Annotated in this window: 22 protein-coding genes; 10 read left to right on the top strand and 12 right to left on the bottom strand. The window is 74.4% G+C overall.

The genetic code is table 11. From position 1 onward, the window contains the following. Positions 1–212: 212 nt before the first annotated feature. The 3 genes from IE94_RS0120225 to IE94_RS0120215 are packed head-to-tail and all read left to right on the top strand — an operon-like array spanning position 213 to position 3262. Positions 213–1343, top strand: a complete 1131-nt coding sequence (locus IE94_RS0120225; protein ID WP_030186284.1) for an NADH:flavin oxidoreductase — start codon at positions 213–215, stop codon at positions 1341–1343. A 33-nt stretch (positions 1344–1376) separates the two neighbouring features. Beyond that, entirely contained in the window at positions 1377–2918 is a 1542-nt protein-coding gene (locus IE94_RS0120220) for a carboxylesterase/lipase family protein (RefSeq protein WP_030186283.1), read from the top strand. Next, positions 2915–3262: a hypothetical protein gene (locus tag IE94_RS0120215; protein WP_030186282.1), complete on the top strand. Its 348-nt coding sequence runs from the start codon at positions 2915–2917 to the stop codon at positions 3260–3262. The genes IE94_RS0120220 and IE94_RS0120215 overlap by 4 nt, the downstream gene beginning before the upstream one ends. Here the strand turns inward: IE94_RS0120215 and IE94_RS35855 are convergent. Together IE94_RS35855 and IE94_RS0120210 are read right to left on the bottom strand one after the other, a co-directional pair. After that, positions 3225–3440, bottom strand: a complete 216-nt coding sequence (locus tag IE94_RS35855) for a DUF397 domain-containing protein (RefSeq protein WP_037923028.1) — start codon at positions 3438–3440, stop codon at positions 3225–3227. The genes IE94_RS0120215 and IE94_RS35855 overlap by 38 nt on opposite strands. Continuing rightward, positions 3424–4263, bottom strand: coding sequence for a helix-turn-helix domain-containing protein (locus tag IE94_RS0120210; RefSeq protein ID WP_030186280.1), 840 nt, complete (start codon positions 4261–4263; stop codon positions 3424–3426). Before IE94_RS0120210 ends, IE94_RS35855 begins: the two co-directional genes overlap by 17 nt. Before the next feature lie 118 nt (positions 4264–4381). Here IE94_RS0120210 and IE94_RS0120205 point away from each other — a divergent pair, with 118 nt between their 5' ends. Then, positions 4382–4771: a hypothetical protein gene (locus tag IE94_RS0120205; RefSeq protein ID WP_030186278.1), complete on the top strand. Its 390-nt coding sequence runs from the start codon at positions 4382–4384 to the stop codon at positions 4769–4771. Here the strand turns inward: IE94_RS0120205 and IE94_RS0120200 are convergent. From IE94_RS0120200 to IE94_RS0120185, 4 genes are all read right to left on the bottom strand, one after another. Beyond that, positions 4768–5352 carry a TetR/AcrR family transcriptional regulator gene (locus IE94_RS0120200; RefSeq protein WP_030186277.1) on the bottom strand — a complete coding sequence of 195 codons (585 nt, stop codon included), beginning with the start codon at positions 5350–5352 and terminating at the stop codon, positions 4768–4770. The two genes, IE94_RS0120205 and IE94_RS0120200, sit on opposite strands and share 4 nt — an antisense overlap. Position 5353: 1 nt before the next feature. Further along, positions 5354–5923: a hypothetical protein gene (locus IE94_RS0120195; protein ID WP_030186276.1), complete on the bottom strand. Its 570-nt coding sequence runs from the start codon at positions 5921–5923 to the stop codon at positions 5354–5356. A 67-nt stretch (positions 5924–5990) separates the two neighbouring features. Next, positions 5991–6926 carry an N-acetylmuramic acid 6-phosphate etherase gene (gene murQ, locus IE94_RS0120190; protein ID WP_030186273.1) on the bottom strand — a complete coding sequence of 312 codons (936 nt, stop codon included), beginning with the start codon at positions 6924–6926 and terminating at the stop codon, positions 5991–5993. A 123-nt stretch (positions 6927–7049) separates the two neighbouring features. Then, entirely contained in the window at positions 7050–8027 is a 978-nt protein-coding gene (locus IE94_RS0120185; protein WP_030186271.1) for a MurR/RpiR family transcriptional regulator, read from the bottom strand. Positions 8028–8082: 55 nt separating this feature from the next. On the opposite strand from IE94_RS0120185, the gene IE94_RS0120180 reads away from it, so the two are divergent. Beyond that, positions 8083–8463, top strand: coding sequence for a hypothetical protein (locus IE94_RS0120180; protein WP_030186269.1), 381 nt, complete (start codon positions 8083–8085; stop codon positions 8461–8463). Positions 8464–8473: 10 nt separating this feature from the next. Further along, positions 8474–8770 (top strand): DUF4031 domain-containing protein, encoded by a 297-nt coding sequence (locus IE94_RS0120175; RefSeq protein ID WP_030186267.1) that lies wholly within the window; start codon positions 8474–8476, stop codon positions 8768–8770. Here IE94_RS0120175 and IE94_RS0120170 read toward each other — a convergent pair. Together IE94_RS0120170 and IE94_RS0120165 are read right to left on the bottom strand one after the other, a co-directional pair. Beyond that, complete coding sequence (locus IE94_RS0120170; RefSeq protein WP_106977923.1) at positions 8752–9858, bottom strand: GNAT family N-acetyltransferase; 1107 nt, start codon at positions 9856–9858, stop codon at positions 8752–8754. The genes IE94_RS0120175 and IE94_RS0120170 overlap by 19 nt on opposite strands. 10 nt (positions 9859–9868) lie before the next feature. Then, on the bottom strand, positions 9869–10549 hold the full coding sequence (locus IE94_RS0120165) for an HD domain-containing protein (protein WP_030186265.1): 681 nt from the start codon (positions 10547–10549) through the stop codon (positions 9869–9871). A gap of 100 nt (positions 10550–10649) precedes the next feature. Here IE94_RS0120165 and IE94_RS0120160 point away from each other — a divergent pair, with 100 nt between their 5' ends. The 3 genes from IE94_RS0120160 (at position 10650) to IE94_RS0120150 (ending at position 12785) form a co-directional block, all read left to right on the top strand. Then, positions 10650–11300 carry a TetR/AcrR family transcriptional regulator gene (locus tag IE94_RS0120160; RefSeq protein ID WP_030186263.1) on the top strand — a complete coding sequence of 217 codons (651 nt, stop codon included), beginning with the start codon at positions 10650–10652 and terminating at the stop codon, positions 11298–11300. A 10-nt stretch (positions 11301–11310) separates the two neighbouring features. After that, the gene (locus IE94_RS0120155; RefSeq protein WP_030186262.1) at positions 11311–12012 is read left to right on the top strand and encodes a maleylpyruvate isomerase family mycothiol-dependent enzyme; all 702 of its coding nucleotides are present in this window, start codon (positions 11311–11313) and stop codon (positions 12010–12012) included. Between the two features lie 83 nt (positions 12013–12095). Beyond that, positions 12096–12785 (top strand): copper homeostasis protein CutC, encoded by a 690-nt coding sequence (locus IE94_RS0120150; RefSeq protein ID WP_030186259.1) that lies wholly within the window; start codon positions 12096–12098, stop codon positions 12783–12785. 120 nt (positions 12786–12905) lie between these two features. On the opposite strand, the gene IE94_RS0120145 is transcribed toward IE94_RS0120150, so the two are convergent. Beyond that, positions 12906–14951: a HelD family protein gene (locus tag IE94_RS0120145; protein WP_030186257.1), complete on the bottom strand. Its 2046-nt coding sequence runs from the start codon at positions 14949–14951 to the stop codon at positions 12906–12908. Between the two features lie 291 nt (positions 14952–15242). On the opposite strand from IE94_RS0120145, the gene IE94_RS0120140 reads away from it, so the two are divergent. Then, positions 15243–15428 (top strand): hypothetical protein, encoded by a 186-nt coding sequence (locus IE94_RS0120140; RefSeq protein WP_030186255.1) that lies wholly within the window; start codon positions 15243–15245, stop codon positions 15426–15428. A 3-nt stretch (positions 15429–15431) separates the two neighbouring features. Here IE94_RS0120140 and IE94_RS0120135 read toward each other — a convergent pair whose 3' ends face one another. The 3 genes from IE94_RS0120135 to IE94_RS0120120 form a co-directional block, all read right to left on the bottom strand. Continuing rightward, on the bottom strand, positions 15432–17069 hold the full coding sequence (locus IE94_RS0120135) for a DNA repair helicase XPB (protein ID WP_030186253.1): 1638 nt from the start codon (positions 17067–17069) through the stop codon (positions 15432–15434). Between the two features lie 78 nt (positions 17070–17147). Continuing rightward, positions 17148–17354: a hypothetical protein gene (locus tag IE94_RS0120130; RefSeq protein WP_030186250.1), complete on the bottom strand. Its 207-nt coding sequence runs from the start codon at positions 17352–17354 to the stop codon at positions 17148–17150. A gap of 378 nt (positions 17355–17732) precedes the next feature. Continuing rightward, positions 17733–20342, bottom strand: a complete 2610-nt coding sequence (locus tag IE94_RS0120120; protein WP_030186248.1) for a helicase-associated domain-containing protein — start codon at positions 20340–20342, stop codon at positions 17733–17735. Positions 20343–20404 lie beyond the last annotated feature (62 nt).

The raw sequence follows: 20404 nt of genomic DNA, 5'->3' as shown, positions 1-20404 counted from the left end.
GATCGTCCCGTACGGACCGAGGGCGGCACTCCCCGAGAGGGGGGTGCCGCCCTCGGGCGTGCCCGCCCCGCGGGAAGTGCCGCCCCCTTCCGCTGTGTCCAGGACCACATCGGGGCGCGGGGCGGAATGGTCGGGCGGGGCGGACCCGTTCCCGTGGGAGTGCGTTAAATGCGCGCGCACATACCGAACGGTACCCACTACAGGAGCCCCCCGTGACCGTCACCCCCGCCGAGGCCGCCACCCGCGCCGCCCAGCTGCTCGCCCGCCCGGCCACCATCAACGGCCTCACCGTGCCCAACCGCATCGCGATGGCTCCGATGACCCGGATGTTCTCCCCGGGCGGCGTCCCCGGCGAGGACGTGGTCTCGTACTACTCCCGCCGCGCCGCCGCCGGAGTCGGGCTGATCGTCACCGAGGGCACCTACGTCGGCCACGACTCGGCCGGGCAGAGCGACCGCGTCCCGCGTTTCCACGGCGAGGAGCAGCTCGCCGGGTGGGCGAGGGTCGCCGAGGCGGTGCACGCGGCGGGCGGCACGATCGTGCCGCAGCTGTGGCACATCGGCATGGTCCGCAAGGCCGGGGACCAGCCCTTCCCGGACGCCCCCGCCGTCGGCCCGTCCGGCCTGCGCATCGGCGAGGACGAGCCCACCGGCACCGCGATGACCCAGCGCGACCTGGACGACGTCATCGGCGCCTTCGCCGAGTCCGCCGCGGCCGCCGAGCGCATCGGCTTCGACGGCGTGGAGATCCACGGCGCCCACGGCTACCTCGTCGACCAGTTCCTGTGGTCCGGCACCAACCGCCGCACCGACGCCTACGGCGGCGACCCCGTGTCCCGGACCAGGTTCGCCGCCGAGATCGTGGCCGCCGTACGGGAGACCGTCTCCGCGGACTTCCCCGTGCTCTTCCGCTACTCCCAGTGGAAGCAGGAGGCCTACGACGCCCGCCTCGCCGAGACGCCCCAGGAGCTGGAGGCCGTCCTCGCCCCGCTCGCCTCGGCCGGGGTCGACGCCTTCCACGCCTCCACCCGCCGCTACTGGCTGCCCGAGTTCGAGGACTCGGACCTCAACCTCGCCGGCTGGACCAAGAAGCTCACCGGCAGGACCGCCATCACCGTCGGCTCGGTCGGCCTGGACGGCGACTTCAACAGGGCGTTCCAGGGCGAGGGCGCCCCGGTCCGCAGCCTGGACAACCTCCTGGACCGCATGGAGCGCGACGAGTTCGACCTCGTCGCCGTCGGCCGCGCGCTGCTCCAGGACCCGCAGTGGGCCGAGAAGGTCCTCGCCGGCCGCTTCGACGAACTCGCCCCGTACGACGCGGCATCGCTGAAGACCCTCAGCTGAGCGCGGTGCGCACCACGGCGTAGGGTCCGGTGGATGACGATCCCTGGACCCGACGAGTCAGTGGAACCCGTGGTGCGCACCTCCGGCGGCGCGGTGCGCGGCCGGACCGAGGGCGGCCTGGCCGTCTTCCGCGGCATCCCCTTCGCCCAACCCCCGGTGGGGGACGCCCGGTTCGCCGCCCCGCGCCGCCCGCGCCCCTGGGACGGCGTGCGCGACGCCTTCGCCTTCGGTCCGCCGCCCCCGCAGGACCTCGGCGCCGCGGGCACCGCCGGCCCCCCGGACACCCCCGGGGGCGAGGACTGGCTGACGGTCAACGTCTGGACCCCCGACCCCGACCCGGCCGCCCACCGCCCGGTCATGGTCTGGATCTACGGCGGTGCCTACAAACTCGGCCACTCCGGCAACCCCGCCTACGACGCCCGCCGCATCGCGGCCGAGGGCGACCTCGTCGTCGTCACCCTCAACTACCGCGTCGGCATGGAGGGTTTCGCCCACATCGAGGACGCCCCCGCCAACCGGGGGCTGCTCGACCAAGTGGCCGCGCTGGTCTGGGTGCGGGAGAACATCGCCGCGTTCGGCGGCGACCCCGACCAGGTCACCATCTTCGGCGAGTCGGCCGGCGCCGGTTCCGTGGCCTCGCTGCTGGCGATGCCCCGCGCGGCCGGACTCTTCCGGCGGGCCGTCGCCCAGAGCGTGCCGGGCACGTTCTTCTCCCCCGAACTCGCCGCCGACATCGGTGGGGCCCTCGCCGCCGAGGTGGGCCTGCGCCCGACCGTCGCCGACCTCTCGGGCCTCGCCCCGGACCAGCTCGTCAAGGCCGGACAGGCCCTCGCCCCCAAAATGCCGGGCAAGGTCGCCCGCTGGGGCCAGGCGGCGCCCACGATCACCCCGTACGCGCCCGTCGTGGACGGCGAGTTCCTCCCCGCCACGCCGTGGCAGGCACTCGCCTCCGGCGCGTCCCGGGACGTGGACCTGCTGGTCGGTCACAACCGTGACGAGAACCGCCTGTTCACGTTGATGGCGGGCAAGCTGGGCAAGATCGACGAGGACCGCGCGAGCGCCGCCCTGCGCCTGTACGCCCCGGGCGGCGAGGCCGCCTACCGCACGGCGTTCCCGGACGCGTCGGCCAACGACCTCTACGAACACGTCCAGACCGACTGGCTGTTCGCGATGCCGTCCCTCCACCTGGCCGAGGCCCACCTCGCGGGCGGCGGCCGGGCCCGCGTCTACGAACTCACCTGGCCCGCACCGGCCTTCGGCGGCGCCCTGGGTGCCTGCCACGCCCTGGACATCCCGCTTCTCTTCGGCACCTTCCAGTCGGACCTGGCGCTGATCCAGTTCGCCGGCGCGGAGCCGTCCGAGGAGGCGCTGGCCCTGTCGTCCCGCTTCCGCGCCTCCTGGACGGCCTTCGCCCGCACCGGTGACCCGGGCTGGCCCGTGTACGACCTGGAGCGGCGCCTGGTGCGGGTCTTCGATGCCGAGCCCACCGTCGCGCCGTACCCGGAGGAGACGTCCCGACGCCTGTGGGAGGGCTACGAGTTCGCCTCGCTGCCGCTGGTGGACCCAGAGGCGTGAGCTTCCGGGGGCTCCTGCTCGGCCTGTTCGCCGTACCGGTCGTCGTCGGCGTGTACTTCCTCACCCAGGCGGCGACCGCCGACGGCACGCCGCAGTGCGACGGCATCATCGAGGAGTACGGGGACGCGGAGCGCTCCGGGCCCATGAAGCCGGGCGAGACCTGCCACCTGTACGACTTCGCCGACGGCCGCTCGGCGGGCACGCGGACGTACGCGCAGCAGAGGAAGGCGCAGGACGCGGACGCGGGGCGGGACTACTGGACCGGCGGCCTGTGGCTGGCGTACGGCGTGGCGGGGCTGACTGTGGTCACCGTCCACCTGGGCCTGAGGCGCCGCCGCGCCTGACTCCGTCGACGAAGGCCGACCATGCCCCGGCGTGGAAGCGGAGGGAGGGTCCGGCCGGGTTCTTCGAGTCCCGGACCGGGACGGCGGTAGGGATGCCGGTGGCGACCTCGAGGCAGTTGTCGCCGCTTCCGCCGCTGTAACTGGACTTGTACCAATCGTACTCAGGGGTGCTCTCCATGCGCGTAATTCTGCGCCAGCTTCTCGATCAAGGACAGGGAGTTGGCCGGCGAGAGCGCGGCGACCATGAGGAGTTCGTAGTAGAAGCGGTAGCGCCCCACGGTGGCGGGATCGTCGTCGACCCGGCCGGTGCCGACGCCTTCCAGGTAGACCAGCGAAGGGGCGTCCGCGAAGTCCATCAGTTTCACGCACCCCTGCATGGCCGGATGCGCTCCCGCCTCGAAGGGCAGTACCTGCACGATGACCCGGTTCTCTCGCATCAGGCGCGCGAGATGGAGCAGAGCCTCCGCCATCACCTCGGGGCCGCCGGTCGAGCGACGCAAGGCTGACTCGTCAATGACCGCAAACAACATGGGTCTTGTTGGATCGGCGAGCAGGCGGGCCCGCTCCATCCGCGCGGTCACCAGCCCGTCGATCACGGCGTCGGCCGCAGTCGGCTGGTAGGCGCGGCAGACGGCCCGCGCGTAGGCGGGTGTCTGCAGGAGGCCGGGAATCAGCATCGACGCATACTCCTTGATCTCCCTGGCCGCCCCTTCCGCCTCCGCCGCCTCCGCGAAGTGCTCCGGATACTTCGACTTCGCCGACGCCGCACAGTTCCGTGCGAAGAAGTCCTCCGTGCCCAGGACGTCGTCCAGCAGGCGGGCGTAATCCGGCTGCATCCGGCGCGTGCCGGACTCCAACTGCCCGATGAACGAACCGCTGACGAACAGCCGCGCGCCCAGTTCCTCCTGGCTCAGGCCGGACTTCTCGCGGGCGTGGCGCAGCTCGGCGCCAAGGAGGGCGCGGGGGGACGAGGACGGGTCGAGGTCTTTGGGTCCTGGCATGGTGACGGAACTCCCGGTCGCACAGCAGGGATTGTTGGAGCGCCCTGTATGGCCAGGTTAGGGGCGGAACGGACACGCTGTGTCGCGAATCACGAACTCAGCGTGGAGGTGAGGAAGGGTGCGGTCGACCGAGGAAGTCGTCGAATCCCTGCGCCAGGCCCTCGTGGGCGCCGGTGTCGTACTGCCGTCCCTGTGCGTCGATCCGGTGACCGGCGCGAGTGACGAGCCGTTCGCCCTGGTCGACCTGGGGCGGTGCAACGTACGGGTCGCGGACCGGCTGGCGTCGGTGGTGCGGGGCGAGCGGCCGGCCGTCGGCACGCATGCCGTGGACGCGAGGGACGGGCGGGTGGGGGAGGTGATGGGCCACGTGGGCGGCAGTGTGCAGCTGCGGCCGGTCGCCGGGGGCCGGGAGTGGGACTGCCCGCGGGCGTCGGTGGCCGTGGCGAAGCCGGAGGAGGTGCTGAAGGCGCGGCTGCACCGGACGAACCGCGAGAGCGCACGACGCTAGGGCGCTTCGTCAGGCACGATGCGCTCGACCGCGGCCGTCACCAGCTGCTCCCGCTCCTCCTCGCTGAACACGTCCGGCAGGGTGAGCTGTTCGACGATCAGCCAGTTCAGGGCGAGGATCAGCAGCTTGACGGCCGTGGCGTCGCCGGGCAGGCCGGACGCCTCGTGGTGGGCGACGTTGGCGGCGACGTCCTCGCGGACGCGCTCGGTCAGTACCGCGCGCAGCTCGGGGCGCCGGGTGGCCTCCAGGCGCAGCTCCAGCAGGGCGAGGTAGCCGGTGCGGAACGAGGCGACGCGGTCGACCAGTTCGCGCATCAGCCGTACGTAGGTGTCCCGGTCGCGAGGGGCGGTGCGCCGGCGCGCGAGGGCGGCCTCGCCGGGGTGCAGGCGCTCGTAGACCCGGGCGCCCGCCTGGGTGAGCAGGTCGTCGCGGTTGGCGAAGTAGTTGGACGCGGTGCCGGGCGGGACGGCGGCCTCCGTGTCCACGGCCCGGAAGGTCAGGCCCCGGGCGCCCTGCGCGGCCAGCACCTCGATCGCGGCGTCGACGAGGGCCGCGCGCCGCTGGTCGTTCCGTCTCACCACGTCAGACGCCGCCCATCGGCTCGATGTCCACCCGTACCGGCGTGCCCCACACCCGCAGCACCTCGTAGTCCGTGAACTCGTGGACGAGGCGGTAGGCCATCGCCGCGTGCGGGCCGCGCAGTTGGGCGGCGATGTACAGCTCGGCCTCCCGGCGGTCGCGGCGCGGGGTGCCGCACAGCTGCCACGCCTGGCCGGTCCACTGCTCGGGCAGCCAGCGCTGCTGGGGCTGCGGCCGGTCGCCCCGGACGCCGTAACGGGACTGGACCGGCTCGGCGGGCCGGGCCGGCAGCGGTCCGCCGTTGTACTCGGCGCGGCGGGCCGTGCGGCGGCGGGTCTCGCACAGCAGGCACAGGTCGGGGGCGGCCTTGTCGACCGGCCCGTTCGGGTGCTCCGGGCAGCGGGTGCTGGGGGCCGCCGTCGTGACGCTCTCCTCCAGCTGGTCCAGCGCACGCTTGAGGTCCGCGCGGACCTCGTGCAGCTTGGCCTCCGGGGTGTCGGCGGTCAGGGCCTCGCCGTGCTCACCGAGGAGGCGCAGGGCGCGGCCCAGGGCGGTCAGCTGGGCGTGGTTCATGTCATTCAGAATCGCACACGGCGCGGACGGCCCCGGTCCCCCGGCCGGGCCGACGGCGGTGGGCCGGTCACCCGAGCGCCGCCGCCAGCGCCGCCCGCAGGTGGCCGCCGGACTCACCCAGCAGCCGGGCGGCCGTCGGGCCGTCCACGTCGGCCAGCAGGACCAGGACGGCATGCTTGACCTCGCCGTCGGTCGCCGCCAGGGCGCGCTCGATGTCGTCCTCGGCGGCCCCGGTGGCGAGCGCGACGATACGGCGCGAGCGGGCCCGCAGCTTCTCGTTGGAGGCGCGGACGTCCACCATCAGATTCCCGTACGTCTTGCCGAGCCGGATCATCGTGATCGTCGACAGCATGTTCAGGACCAGCTTCTGCGCCGTGCCCGCCTTCAGCCGCGTCGAGCCGGTGAGCAGCTCGGGCCCGGTGACCACCTCGATGCCGTGCTCGGCGGCGGCGGCCAGGGCGCTGCCCCGGTTGCAGGCGAGGCCGACGGTCAGGGCGCCGAGCGAGCGGGCGTACTCGACGGCGCCGACGGCGTACGGGGTGCGGCCGGAGGCGGACACGCCGACCACCGTGTCGTCGGCGGTCAGCGCGAGGGCGTCCAGGTCGGCGCGGGCCAGCTCGGGGGAGTCCTCGGCGCCCTCGATCGAGGTGACCATGGCGTCCGGGCCGCCCGCGATCAGGCCGACGACCTGCCCGGGGTCGGTGTTGAAGGTGGGCGGGCACTCCGAGGCGTCCAGCACGCCCAGTCGGCCGGCCGTACCGGCGCCCGCGTAGACCAGCCGCCCGCCGCGCGCCATCCGGGCGGCCACGGCGTCGATGGCGGCGGCGATCTCGGGCAGCCGCGCGGCGACGGCGGCGGGCACGGTGGTGTCCTCGGCGTTCATCAGCCGTGCGATGTCGAGCGTCGGCAACTGATCGATCTCGGCCAGCTCCGGCCGGAACGCCTCGGTGGCCAACGTCTCCAACTGGAAACGCAGATCGGGGTGATGGGGGGTGGAGGTCATAGGAATGCGGCCCTTTTCGACGTGCGATGCCTGTACCGACCCAGCGGCGCGGGTCTGTTTCGATGTGCGGCTCCGCCGCGTGGGCGCGGCCAGCCACACTCGGCCCGCAGCCGCCCACAATGATCAAGCCCTACGGTCCCCCGCCCCCGCCCCCGCGCGGAGCGCCCCGTGCCGATGCGCCAACGCCTCGTAGGACGCCGCCAGAGCCGGCGCGGCCGACTCGTAGATCCGCTGCGCCACCCCCACGAACAGGCAGTCCACGACCAGCAGCTGACTGGTCCGCGACGACATCGCCGCCGGCCGCAGCTCGCTCTCCCGGGCGGTGGACGTGGTCAGCACGTGGTCGGCGTACTGGGTGACGGAACTGTCGGGGCGGCCCGTGATGGCGATGGTCGTCGCGCCCCGCTCGAAGGCGACCCGGAGCGGTTCGATGACGTCCCCCGTCGAGCCGGAGTGCGTGATCGCCAGGGCCACGTCCCCCGCGCGCAGCTGCACCGCGTTGGTGACGGCGAGGTGCGGGTCGCCCGGGGCGTGGGCTATGAGCCCTATGCGCAGCATCTTCTGGGTGAGATCCTGGGCGACCAGGTTGGAGGCGCCGATGCCGTACACGTCGGTGCGCCGGGCGGCGGCCAGGGCGGCGACGGCCGCGCCGAGCTGGACGGTGTCCAGACCGGCGGCCGTGTCCGCGAGGGTCTGCTGCTCGTCGTAGGCCAGCTTGGCGACCACGTCGGCGATCGGGTCGTCGACCGCGATGTCCGTGGTGATGGCGGGGGCGCGGCCGGACTGCTGCTGGGCGGCCAGCCCGGCGAGCGCGAGGCGCAGGTCGCGGTAGCCGGGGTAGCCGAGCAGCCGGGCGGTGCGTACGACGGTGGCCTCGCTGGTGCCGGTCAGCTCGGCCAGGCCGGTGACCGTGAGGGCCGCGCAGCCGGCCGGGTCGCCCGCGACGGCCTCGGCGACCCGCTGCATGGACCGGGTCATCGACGGTGCCAGGGTGCGGACCTTGGCCGCGAGGGCGGCGGGCGCGGGCGGTGCGCTCGTGCCCCCGGCGGCACGGCGGCCCCCGGAGGCACTCGCGAAAGTTTCCTTCACTTCATGGGTCACTCGTGAAAGATATTTTCGTTTCGGTCCGCGGGTCAAGAGTGCGCACAATGGGTGCATGAACCCCATCAGCCCCCTGGAGCAGGCGCTGCACGCCGCGCGCGCCCTCGTGCTCGCCGACCTGGTGGCGGGCGAGGTCGCCGAACCGGACGTCGTCTCGCTGGTCGAGGAGTCCGTCGTGCAGCGGCGCTGGTGGGTCGAGCAGTGGCCCGAGGGCGCGGAGTTCGTGGCCGGGCTGGTCGCCCAGGACGTGCAGGACGCCCTGCTGGAGCGGTACGGCCGCTGGCCGCTGTGCCCGGTGTGCGGCTCCGGCGACCCGCACGCGCTGGACGTCGAGCCGGAGCTGGGCCCCGACCCGCACTGGGTGTGCGGCAAGGCCGGCGTGAAGGTCGCGGCCGTCGGCTCGCTGGGCGCGGCCACCGGCGGCGCCCCCTCGTGAGGACCCGCCGATGACCCTCTACATCGACCCGCCGACCTGGCCGGGCCACGGCCGCCTCTGGTCCCACCTGGTCAGCGACGTCTCCTACGCCGAACTCCACGCCTTCGCCCAGGCCCTGGGCGTGCCGCGCCGCGCCTTCGAACGCGACCACTACGACCTGCCCGCCCACCGGTACACCGACGCGGTGTCCGCCGGCGCGCTGGAGGTCAGCAGCCGCGAGGTCGTACGGCTGCTGCACGGGGCGGGACTGCGCCGCCGCAAGGGGGACTTCCGCGGCGCACCGGGTGCTCAGCCGCGCAGCTCGTAGGTGAACTGCCCGGCGCCCTCGCCGCCTTCACCGCCTGCACCGCCCTCGGAGTGCTCCGCGGCGATCCGGACGAACCCGGCGCGGGCGATGACGGCCTGCGACGCGGTGTTGTGCGGCTCGGTCGTCGCGCGCACGGCCGTCACCGTCTCCCGTGCCAGCGCCCACGCGGACAGCGCGCGCAGACCCTCGGTCGCGTAGCCGTTGCCCCGGGCCGCCTCGACCAGGTCGTAGCCGATCTCCACCCGGCCCTCCTCGTCCGGCACCCCGTGGAAGCCGATGCCGCCGACCGCGCGCCCGTCCTCGCGCCGGACGAGGACGAAGACCCCCCACACCGGGCGGTGGACCCCCGTCTCATAGGCCTTCAGCAGCATTCCGGCGGCGTCCCGGGTGCCCTGGAAGGGGCCGCCGCCGACCCACGCGAAGCCGCCGTCGCCGCCCGCGACGAGATCGGCGGCCGCGGCGGGCGTGACGCCCTGGAGGGTGAGCCGTTCGGCCGGGATCACCAGGTTGTTGCGCCAGCGCCACTCGGTGACCGGGGCCCGCCCCGGCAGGTCGCCGCGGCCGGTGGCCCACAGCAGGGTGCGCCAGGGATCGGCGCCGGGCCGCACGTGCGGGAAGAGCCGGGCGAGGAGGTCCGCGCACCGCTCGGCGGGCGGTTCGTAGCCCAGCCCGAGACCCTCGGCGATGTCGTACGTGTGCAGGAACACCTCGGTGATCCCCATCGCGGCGAAGCCTTCGCGGTCCGCGCTGCGGAAGGGGTACGGGTGGAAGGCCCGGACCTCGCGGGGGGTGGTGCGCACGGTGGCGGCGAGCAGCGCGCCGGCCGTCTCCACCACCTGGAGCACGTCCTCGTTGCCGGTCCCCTCGTCCAGGGTGATCTCGAAGGGGACCCACGCCTCGGTGGCACGTCCGGCGAGCTGGCCCGCGTAGGCGAGGAGGACGCCGGCGACATGCTCGGCCGTGTACCGGGGGCTCCACTGCGGCCCCCCGCCCGGCGTCGCCTCCCAGTCCCGGTCCGTCGCCGTCCGCAGCAGCGCCACGGCCTCCGCCACGGCCTCTTCCACCTGTTCCCCGCCCAGTGTTCGCATGCGGGGCAGGCTAGAGGCCCGGGGTGTCGGGGAGCGACAGCATTTCCAGCTCGCCGGCGAGGTTGTGGCGGGCGGTCGCCTCCCACGCGCGCCGTCCGTGCGGGGTGTGGAAGAGGCTGGGCAGGCCGAGCAGTTGGCGCAGGATCGCGGCCCGGCCCTCGCGGAAGGCGTCGTTCGGCACGAAGTGGTACTCCTCGCGGACGGCCGCCGTGTACGCCGCGTACGCCGACGGCGGCGAGGCGAGCACCGCCAGGTCCGCGTCGCACAGCACCTGCCCGTCCCGGTCGTCGTCGGCCGGCGCGTGGGTGACGGTGAGCCGCACCAGCCGGGCCACCTCGGCGGTCTTCCCCGCCGGCACCCCGGCCTCGGGCAGCGCGCGCTCGGCGAGCCGGGCCGAGCGCTCCTCGTTCTCGGACCGGTCGGGCCGGTAGACGGCGTCGTGGAACCACGCGGCGAGGCGTACGACGTCCACGTCGTCGGCGTGCGCCGCCAGGACGTCGACGTGGTCCAGGACCGCGGTGAGGTGCGCCAGGGTGTGGTAGCGCCGCTGGGGCTCCTGCCAGCGGGCGAGCAGGTCGTCCGCGTACGGGGCGGGATCGGGTGCGGGGGCGGCAGCGGGGCCGGTACCGGGGGCGGTGGCTCCCGCCATGGCGAGGGCGAAGCGGGAACGCAGGGCGTCGAGGTCGGCCATGGGTGCATTCTTCCAGATAATGTTCGTGATAGCTTCTAACCAAAGTGCCCGCGTCCCCGGCCGGGCGGCCGGGCGGGACCCGAGAGGCGGCGGACGGACCATGCCACAGGCGCGCACCAGCACCCCGCGCGAGCGGTACCGCACCCAGGTGCGCGCGGAGATCAAGGAACACGCCTGGGAGCAGATCGCCACGGCGGGGGCCTCGGCGCTCTCCCTCAACGCGATCGCCAAGCGGATGGGCATGAGCGGGCCCGCGCTCTACCGGTACTTCGACGGCCGCGACGAGCTGATCACGGAACTCATCCGGGACGCCTACCGCAGCCAGGCCGACACCTTGCGGGCGGCGGCCGGGGCGGGCGCCGACCTGGCCGGCCTCGCGCACGCCCTGCGCGCCTGGGCCCTGGCCGACCCGCAGCGCTACTTCCTCATCTTCGGCACCCCCGTCCCCGGCTACCACGCGCCCGACGACATCACCGAGATCGCCGCCGAGACCATGGCGGTCATCCTCGACGCCTGTGCCGCACGGCCGTCGTCGGACGGGGTTGACGGGGCGTTCGACGCGCACCTCGACACCCACCGGCAGTGGGCGGGGGAGCGTCCGGTGCCCGCCCCGGTCCTCCACCGCGCCCTGTCCTTCTGGTCCCGGCTGCACGGCGTGCTCTCCCTGGAACTCGCCGGGCAGTTCACCGGCATGGGCTTCGACCCCGCACTTCTCTTCGAGGCCGAACTCAAGGACCTGCTGGGCCCCTAACGTGGAGTCCATGACGACTCCCGCAGACCTGCACGACGTACGCGACCCCGAGCGGCCCGGCCGGCTGCTGGCCCTCGAACGCGACGAGCTGGTGCCGCTGCTGCGCTCCCGTCCCGACGCCGACTTCGCGCTGCCGGTGGTCGCGTGTCCGGGCTGGACCGTGCGCGACACGCTGGCGCACTGCTCCAGCGCACTGATCCGGGTGGTGGAGAAACGCTTCGAGAAGGGCGTCTTCTCGCCCGAGTGCAACGACCGCGACATCGCCGAGCGCGCCGACTGGAGCACCGCCCGGGTCGTCGACGAACTGGAGCGCGGCATGACCGAGGCCGGGCCGGTGATCGCGCGCTCGGACGGCAGGCTGGACGCGGTGGCGCTGGGCGAGTGGGTGCACGCCGGTGATGTACGGGTCGCCTTCGGCGAGCCGGGGGCGTACGCGGGGCGCGGGCTGCCGGAGGCACTCGCGCTGCTCGGCACGATCACCCGGGCACGCGGTCACCTGCCGCTCCACGCCGACCTGGACGACCTCGACGAGCCGCTGAAGCTGGGCGGGGCGAGCGGTGAGCGTCCGCCGGGCCGGTTCATCGGCGACGGCCCCACCCTCCTGCGGCTCTACGCGGGCCGCCCCCTGGACGGCGCGGCCGGCGCGGCCGGTGCGCCGGCGTACGAGCTGGCCGGGGTGGAGGCGGCGGAGCTGAACATCTTCGGCGACTGAGCGGCGGCGCGGGCATCCGGGTCCGCCGTGGGGGCGTAGTCTTGGATTGGACTAGACCTGTAGCGGCCGACGAATGGGGTCCCATGAGCAAGCGTGCAGTCCTGGAGGTGATCGCCCTCGACGTCGAGGACGCGGTCGCCGCCCAGGCCGGAGGCGCGGATCGCCTCGAACTGGTCACCGACATGGCGGCCGACGGACTCACCCCGTCGGCCGCGACCGTCACCGCGATCCGCGCCGCCGTCGACATCGACGTACGGGTGATGCTGCGGCTCGCCGACGGGTTCGCCGCCGGTGACGTCGAGCGCCTGACCCGCGTCGCCGGTGAGCTGCGCGAGGCCGGGGCCACGCAGTTCGTGCTGGGGTTCCTGGACGCGGCGGGCGACGTGGACCTCGGCGCGGTGGAGCGGATCGCCCAGGTGCTGGACGGGTGCCGGTGGACCTTCCACCGCGCGATCGACCGGGCCGCGAACCGGGACGCGCTGCGCAAGCAGCTCGCGGACTTCCCGGGCCTGGACACGTATCTGACGGCCGGGGCGGCCGGCGGCGTGGACGACGGCCTGAACGTGCTGCTCGCGGAGGCGCGGCGGCGGGGGGAGCAGGGGTACGAGCAGCAGTTGCTGGTCGGCGGCGGCCTGCGCCTGGACCACGTGCCGGGGCTCCTGGACGCGGGCATCGACGGCTTCCACATCGGCGGCGCGGCGCGCCCGTCCGGGTGGGAGGGGCCGGTGTCGGCGGAGGCGGTTTCGCAGTGGCGGCGGGTGCTCGGGGGTTGAGCGGTGCACCCGCGCCGTGCACCCGCGCCGTGCACCCGCGCCGTGCACCCGCGCCGTGCGCCCACCCGTGCCGCCCCAGCCGCATGACGGCCCGCGGCAGCGGCGGGCGACTGCCCGCAACTAGGTGAGCTGGGGCGGCAGTTCCGTCGCGTGGGTCACGATGAGGCCCGACACCGCACGGGTCAGCGCGACGTACAGGCGCCGTAGCCCCGTCCGTTCGTCCGGCTCGCCGTCGACCACGGCCCGGGGCTCGTCCAGGACCACGTAGTCGTACTCCAGGCCCTTGGCCAGCGAGGCCGGGACCAGGGTCAGGCGGGTGGCGTGGGTGGTCTCCTCCCCGGGGCCGACGTGGCCGATCCCGGCCGCCGCCAGGGCCGCCGCCAGCTCCGGCACCCGCGCGTCGGCGGCGATGAGGCCGACCGAGCCCTCCCGCTCCAGCAGCTCACGGCAGGCCCCCAGCACGTCGGCTACTCCGTTCGGGGCCGTACGGATGTCGAAGAACCCCGGGTTCTCGCGGATCGACGCCACCGGCGTCAGACCCGGCGCGATGTGCGGCAGCAGCCGGGAGGCGTACGCGATGACGTCCGTCGGCACGCGGAAACCGGCCGTCAGCTCCTCGACCACCGCCTCGCCCTTGCCCAGGTGCCCCAGCGCCTGAGCCCAGCTCCGGGTCGCCCACGGCGTGGTGCCCTGCGCCAGGTCGCCCAGGACGGTCACCGAGCCGGTGGTGCAGCGCCGGCCCACCGCGCGGTACTGCATCGGTGACAGGTCCTGCGCCTCGTCCAGGACCACGTGGCCGAGCGAATGGGTGCGCTCGATCAGGTCGCTCGCCTCGTCGATCAGCACGGCGTCGGCCGGTGACCACTTGGCCGACCTCACCGAGCGGGCAGGCTTCGCCCACAGCACCGCCTTCTGCTCGTCCTCGGTGAGGATCCCCCCGGCGTGCTCGGCGAGGAAGTCCGCGTCGGCGAGCAGACGCAGGACCAGCCTGGCCGGGTCGACCTGCGGCCAGACCGACTTCACCAGCGCCTTCACGGCGGCGTTGCGCGCTACCGCGTTCTGCACCCGGTCGTCCGGCGCCTCGCCCGCCCGCTCCATCTGCACCAGCACGGCGTGCGCGACCCGCTGCGGCAGCGCCTCACGGGCGGCGCCGTAGCGGATGTCCCGGGCGAGCAGCTCGCGGACGATCTCCTCCAGCTCGTGCACCGGCACCCGCCAGCGGCGCGAACCGCGCACCACGACGACGCCCTCGGTGGGCGGGGTGACGTGGGAGTACAGGGCCCGGCGCAGCACCTCGGCCATCCGCGCGTCGCCCTTGACCACCGCCGTCGCCGCCTCGTCCGTGCCGCGCACCTCGACATGGGCGACCAGGTCGTCGACGGTGGCCTGGCGGACCGTCAGCTCGCCGAGCGCCGGGAGGACCTGCTCGATGTAGTGCAGGAAGGACCGGTTCGGGCCGATGACCAGCGTGCCCGTGCGGGCCAGGCGCTCGCGGTGCGCGTACAGCAGATAGGCGACGCGGTGCAGGCCGACGGCGGTCTTCCCGGTGCCGGGACCGCCCTGCACGCAGACCGAGCCGGCCAGCCCGGCGCGCACGATCTCGTCCTGCTCGGGCTGGATCGTCGCCACGATGTCCCGCATCGGTCCGACACGGGGCCGCTCGATCTCCTGCTGGAGCAGCCTGCTGGTGGCCGCCGCCTCGGCCGGGTCGAGCAGGTGCTCGTCCTCGTACGCGGTCAGGTCCCCGCCGGTGTAGCCGAAGCGGCGGCGCAGCGAGACGTCCTGCGGGTCCTTCTTCGACGCCCGGTAGAACGGCTGGGAGACCGGTGCCCGCCAGTCGATCACCATCGGGTCGCCGTCCGCGTCGTGCACGTGCCGCCGCCCGACGTAGAAGCGTTCCCCTTCCCCGCCCTCCGCCTGCTCGGCGCCCGGGGCGTGCAGGTAGTCGAGCCGGCCGAAGAACAGCGGGGTCTCGCTGAGGTCCGCGAGCGCCTTGATGCGCTGCTCGATCTGGCTCTCCAGGACGGCGGCGTTGACCCAGTTCGCGGTGACGTCGGTGATGTCGAGCGACTCGACGTCCTCGCGCATGGCGCGCAGCGCGGAACGGGACGCGGCCAGGTGGGAGCGCTCTTTGGAGAGGGGGTCGTCGTGGACGGGCGTGGACAAGGGGGTGCCTCCGGATGACCTGCGGTGCGGTGGGCGCGCTGTCGGCGCGCGACGAACCGTCCGGTTTCCGTCCGGACGGCGGCACTCCGTGGGGAGGCGGGCAAGAGCGGAGATTGTAGGGGAGCGGGTGCGGCGCGGGCCAACCGTTTTTCTCCGCCCCGCGGCCGACCCCTAGGGGATCACGTCATCCGCTCCGGGGGATGCGCTCCACCCAGGGTCGTAGCGCAGGCGGGTGCGGGTTGGGTCCGCAGACCGATGCCGGTCGGGGGGTGGCGGTCGCACCATGGAGACATGAGCGCAGCAACCATCTCCCCCGCCCCGGCACCGGGCCGCGCGTCCGGTGCCACGCCCGTGGCCGGCAGCCACCGGCACCGGCTCGGTGACACCCTGCGCGCCGTCAGGGTGTTCGCGGGCGCCGCCTTCGACGTGGTCATCCTCGGCGAGTACGGCGAGGAGGCCGGCGTCCGCCGCCGCTGAGCGTCAGCCGAGGACCTCGTCCGCGTCCATGATCCGGTAGGCGTAGCCCTGTTCCGCCAGGAAGCGCTGGCGGTGGGCGGCGAAGTCCTGGTCGAGCGTGTCGCGGGCGACGACCGAGTAGAAGTGCGCCTGGTGGCCGTCGGCCTTCGGCCGCAGCACCCGGCCCAGGCGCTGGGCCTCCTCCTGCCGCGACCCGAAGGTGCCCGACACCTGGATGGCGACCGTCGCCTCCGGCAGGTCGATCGAGAAGTTCGCCACCTTCGACACGACGAGCACGCTGATCTCGCCCTGCCGGAAGGACTCGAAGAGCTTCTCCCGCTGGGCGTTGGACGTCTCGCCCTTGATGACCGGCGCCCCCAGGTGCTCGCCCAGTTCGTCGAGCTGGTCGATGTACTGGCCGATGACGAGGATCTGCTGCCCGGCGAACCGCCGCACGATCGCCTCCGTCACCTTCCGCTTGGTGTCGGTCGTCGCGCAGAAGCGGTACTTCTCCTCCGCCTCGGCGGTGGCGTACGCGAGCCGCTCCGCGTCGGTGAGGTTGACCCGGACCTCCACGCAGTCGGCGGGCGCGATGTAGCCCTGCGCCTCGATCTCCTTCCACGGCGCGTCGAAGCGCTTGGGACCGATCAGCGAGAAGACGTCCGACTCGCGGCCGTCCTCCCGCACCAGGGTCGCGGTCAGCCCGAGCCGCCGCCGGGCCTGGAGGTCGGCGGTGAACTTGAAGACCGGCGCCGGCAGCAGGTGCACCTCGTCGTAGACGATCAGGCCCCAGTCCCGGGAGTCGAACAGCTCCAGGTGCGGGTAGACGCCCTTGCGGCGGGTCGTCAGCACCTGGTAGGTGGCGATGGTGACCGGCCGGATCTCCTTGCGCGTACCGCTGTACTCGCCGATCTCGTCCTCGGTCAGCGAGGTGCGCTTGACCAACTCGTGCTTCCACTGCCGGGCGGAGACGGTGTTGGTGACCAGGATCAGCGTCGTCGACTTGGCCTGGGCCATCGCGCCCGCCCCGACCAGCGTCTTGCCCGCGCCGCAGGGGAGCACGACGACGCCGCTGCCGCCGTGCCAGAAGTTCTCCACCGCCTGCTTCTGGTACGGGCGCAGCGTCCAGCCGTCCTCGGCCAGCTCGATGGGGTGCGCCTCGCCGTCCACGTACCCGGCGAGGTCCTCGGCGGGCCAGCCCAGCTTCAGCAGCGTCTGCTTGATCTGCCCGCGCTCGGAGGGGTGCACGGCCACCGTGTCGGCGTCGGTGCGGGCGCCGACCAGCGGGGCGATCCGCTTCGACTTCAGCACCTCCTCCAGCACCGGGCGGTCGGTGGTCGTCAGGACCAGGCCGTGCGCCGGGTGCTTGGAGAGGGTGAGGCGGCCGTAGCGGTCCATCGTCTCGGCGATGTCGACCAGCAGCGCGTGCGGCACCGGGTAGCGGCTGTACTCGACGAGCGCGTCCACGACCTGCTCGGCGTCGTGGCCCGCCGCCCGCGCGTTCCACAGGCCCAGCGGGGTCACCCGGTAGGTGTGGATGTGCTCCGGCGCCCGCTCCAGCTCCGCGAACGGCGCGATCGCCCGACGGCAGTCGGCGGCCTGCTCGTGGTCGACTTCCAGGAGCAGGGTCTTGTCGGACTGGACGATCAGCGGACCATTCACGGGCGGCACCCCTTCGCGTGCGTACGGCCGGACGACGGCTCGGCCAAACGTCCAGTGTGCCTGATCGCGGGGCCGGGCCTACCCGAGAGCGACGCTGATGTTGTTGATGAGCGGCCCCTCCACCGCGGCTGCCTTGGGGGCGAGGGCCCCGAACAGCGCCGCGGCGGTGATCAGAGCGGCGACGGAGACGGCGACGGCGGAGCGGGCCGTGGAACGGGCTGGGGAACGGGCTGGGGAAGGTGCGGTGGACCGGTCGGGACCTGGGGCAGCGGTCTTGCCGCGCATGGGGGCCTCTCAGGGGTTCTCGGGGGGACGGCGGGCCGGGCCCGGAAGGGCCGGGGGTCCGGCCCGCCGCCGGGGACGTGGTGGGCGGTCGGTCAGAGGGTGAGGCCTCCGCCGAGGTCGATGCCGACCGCGGCGGCCTCGGCGGTGAACGCGGCGACCAGCGCCGCGGTGGAGGCCAGGACGGTGGCGAGACGGCGAACTGCAGTGCGCATCGGGCTCTTCCTTTCGCTTCGGTGCGGGACAACCGGTGGCTGCCCGAGCCCCGACGGCTCGATGCGGTTTATGAAAAAAGCTCCCTCTCAGGTGCGAATCACCCGGCGCGGCGTGCATGGATCACGCCGTACACCCGAAAGAGGGGCGCCGTGCGCAGAACGCCCGTCAGCCCGCGTCGTCGGCCAGCTCGGCCACGCCCGTGACCCGGTGCAGCGGATAGGTGCGCACCTCGTCCGCCGTGTGGTCGTACGCCGTGACGAAGCCGCCCTCGACCCGGATCGGCGCGATCACGCGCTGGCTGGCGGCGCCCTCGGCGTTCACGTAGCCGATCCACAGCGCCTCGCCGGTCAGGACCGCCGCCTGCATCGTGGCCAGCGTCTCGGCGGCGGACGTGCGGGGCAGCGCGCCCCCCGGCGCCCCGGCCTCGCCGCCACCGCCGTCGCTCGCCCCGCTCCCCGGGCCCGGCTTGCGCGGGGCCGTGGAGGCCAGGTCACCGGCGCGCACGGCGCGGATCGCGGCGGCCAGCAGCGTGTCGTCGGGCGCCGGCGGGCCGTCCGGGACCGGCTCCGGGGCCGCTCTCGGCGGCGTGCGGTGGGAGTCCGCACGGGCGATCAGCACATCGCCCGCGGCGGACTCGGCGGCCGGCGCGAACCCGATCGCGCGCAGCCCGTCGAGCAGCGCCGCCGGGTCGGCCTGCGCGGCCAGCACGGTGGGCGCCAGACGGCGCAGGCCGAGAGCGGCGGCCCGCTTGTCGGCGAGGATCTCGTCCAGCGTCGCGTCGTCGTCGCAGCGCACGTACGCCGAGGCCGCGCCCACCCGCAGCCGTCCGTGCCGCCGGGCCACGTCGTCGATCAGGTACGTCAGGGGCTGCGGCACCGGCGTACGGGAGTGCCGGGCCAGGAAGGCGTGCAGGTCGGCCGCGCTCCGCCCGGCGTCCAGCGCACGGCGTACCGACCCCGGCGTGAACCGGTAGACGGTCGCCCCGCCCTTGGACTCCACGTCCGCGAGCATCCCCAGCACGTCGGCCAGCCCGCGCTCCAGCGGCCCCGGCGCCACCGCCGTCAGGTCGGCCTGGAGCAGCACGTGGTCCAGCGGCTCGGGGAAGAGCGGGGCGAGCAGCCGGGCGGCGGTCGTGGTGGCCGCGGCCCGTTCGGCGACGGTCGGGGGAGCGGTCGCCGTGAGCGCGCGGTGGTGGTGCACGGGGAGCTTGTCCCCCGGACCCTCGGGCTCCTCCATCTCCCCCTCCGCCGCCGGACGGGGTGCCTCGGGGGCGCCGATCAGCGCCCGCCCCGGCGCCGCCAGCGCACCGCGCCCGGTGACGCCCAGCAGCTCGGCCTCGGACAGCGTCCACCGCGCGATCCGGCTCCGCAGGTCGTCGCCCCGGCCGTCACCGGATCCGGCCTCCCGCTGCTGCGGGCCGCGCAGCGGGCGCTCCCAGCGCAGCCGGGCCAGCACCGACTCCTCGACCGGCGAGGCGCCCTCGGGCAGCCCCGCCAGCAGGGCCAGCACCCGGTGCCGCACCTCCGGCGCCGCCGAGCGGTCCAGGTTCGGGCCCAGCGCCGAGAGCGTGCGCTCCTTCGCGTCCCGCCCGCCGACCACGCCCGGCGTCCGGGTGGCCGTCAGCCACGTCCCCGCGAGCCGCGCCCAGCGCTCGGCGGGCGGCAGCTCGCGCCACTCGTCGTACGCCGGGGTCGCCGCGTACCGCTCCTCGGCCTCACCGTCGGAGGCGATCAGACCGGCACCGTAGGCCAGTTCGACCCAGAAGGCGGCGACCGGCTCGGGCACGTCCAGGGCGACGGCGGTCCGCTTCAGGTCGCGCACGCTCAGGCCGCCGGCCCGCAGCACCGAGGGGCCTCCCTCGTCCCACTCCTTCAGCAGCTCCTCGACGGTCGCCAGCGCCGCCAGGGCCTGACCGGCCGCGGTGGCGTCCACCACCTGGGGACGGTGCGTGGCGGCGGCCTCCACCGGCGGCGGCACCGGCTCCGGCGCGCGGTGCGCCCGGCCCGCGCGCAGGTGCAGCGCGACCTCCCGGGGCAGGACGACCGTGCCGGGCGCGGTCGGCAGCAGCAGGCCGCGGTCGAGCAGCGCGCGCAGATGCGCGGCGGGGTCGTGGGTGACCTGGCCGTACGGCGGCCCCCACACCAGCCGGTCCAGCACCTCCCGGGACTCCTCCGGCAGCCCGGCCAGCAGCGCGGCCATCCGCCGCCGGTCGGCGAACAGGGCGGCGAGCGCGGACACGGCGGAGACGGAGTCGTGGGTCGAGGGCAGCCGGACGGCGGCGAGGATCTCCTGGATGCGCCCCGGGGACATGCCCGCCGTCGCCTCCCGCACCGTGGGACCGAGCCCCGTCGGGGACGGGTGCTGCGGGGAGGGCGCGAGCAGCTCGCGGGCGGTGCGCACCAGCCGCAGCCGGTCGTCGGCGCCCCACACCAGCGCCTGTTCGCGCAGCAGGGCGGCGGCCCGGGGCAGCGCGGCGGCGACCGCCGGGTCCTGCTCGTCGCCGCCCATCAGGGCGAGCAGTTCGCCGTACGACGCCGGGTCCGGGGCCACGGCCAGCGCCTCGGCCGTCTGGAGCGCGAACCGGTCCAGCCGCTCCAGCGCCCGCACGACGGAGGCGCGGGTCCCGGCGCGGGTGGCGAGCTGGGTGAGGTCGGTGGGCACGGGGGTGATGAGGTCGGGACGGCTGCGCAGGAGGGCGGCCAGCGAGACGTCGTCCCTGACGCGGAGGGCTTCCGCCAGGGACCGGGGGGCCGCGGACTTCTCCTCGGTGCTCATCCGGTCCACGTTAGCGGGTGGGTCGGACGGCGGGGGTGCGTGTGCGACGGTGCGGTGCCGTC

The organism is Streptomyces violaceorubidus (assembly GCF_000717995.1).
GTDB lineage: Bacteria > Actinomycetota > Actinomycetes > Streptomycetales > Streptomycetaceae > Streptomyces > Streptomyces violaceorubidus.
Note: the sequence above shows the minus strand (reverse complement) of the source record. Positions and strands in the feature narration are given on the sequence as shown.

Bases quoted from the DNA above. Each gene is read 5' to 3' on its own strand.
- IE94_RS0120155 (WP_030186262.1), top strand. From the start codon at position 11,311: ATGACGACTCCCGCAGACCTGCACGACGTACGCGACCCCGAGCGGCCC.
- IE94_RS0120160 (WP_030186263.1), top strand. From the start codon at position 10,650: ATGCCACAGGCGCGCACCAGCACCCCGCGCGAGCGGTACCGCACCCAG.
- IE94_RS0120130 (WP_030186250.1), bottom strand. From the start codon at position 17,354: ATGCGCGGCAAGACCGCTGCCCCAGGTCCCGACCGGTCCACCGCACCT.
- murQ (WP_030186273.1), bottom strand. From the start codon at position 6,926: ATGACCTCCACCCCCCATCACCCCGATCTGCGTTTCCAGTTGGAGACG.
- IE94_RS0120120 (WP_030186248.1), bottom strand. From the start codon at position 20,342: ATGAGCACCGAGGAGAAGTCCGCGGCCCCCCGGTCCCTGGCGGAAGCC.
- IE94_RS35855 (WP_037923028.1), bottom strand. From the start codon at position 3,440: ATGGAGAGCACCCCTGAGTACGATTGGTACAAGTCCAGTTACAGCGGC.
- IE94_RS0120140 (WP_030186255.1), top strand. From the start codon at position 15,243: ATGAGCGCAGCAACCATCTCCCCCGCCCCGGCACCGGGCCGCGCGTCC.
- IE94_RS0120170 (WP_106977923.1), bottom strand. From the start codon at position 9,858: ATGCGAACACTGGGCGGGGAACAGGTGGAAGAGGCCGTGGCGGAGGCC.
- IE94_RS0120195 (WP_030186276.1), bottom strand. From the start codon at position 5,923: ATGAACCACGCCCAGCTGACCGCCCTGGGCCGCGCCCTGCGCCTCCTC.
- IE94_RS0120180 (WP_030186269.1), top strand. From the start codon at position 8,083: ATGAACCCCATCAGCCCCCTGGAGCAGGCGCTGCACGCCGCGCGCGCC.
- IE94_RS0120165 (WP_030186265.1), bottom strand. From the start codon at position 10,549: ATGGCCGACCTCGACGCCCTGCGTTCCCGCTTCGCCCTCGCCATGGCG.
- IE94_RS0120220 (WP_030186283.1), top strand. From the start codon at position 1,377: ATGACGATCCCTGGACCCGACGAGTCAGTGGAACCCGTGGTGCGCACC.
- IE94_RS0120210 (WP_030186280.1), bottom strand. From the start codon at position 4,263: ATGCCAGGACCCAAAGACCTCGACCCGTCCTCGTCCCCCCGCGCCCTC.
- IE94_RS0120150 (WP_030186259.1), top strand. From the start codon at position 12,096: ATGAGCAAGCGTGCAGTCCTGGAGGTGATCGCCCTCGACGTCGAGGAC.
- IE94_RS0120175 (WP_030186267.1), top strand. From the start codon at position 8,474: ATGACCCTCTACATCGACCCGCCGACCTGGCCGGGCCACGGCCGCCTC.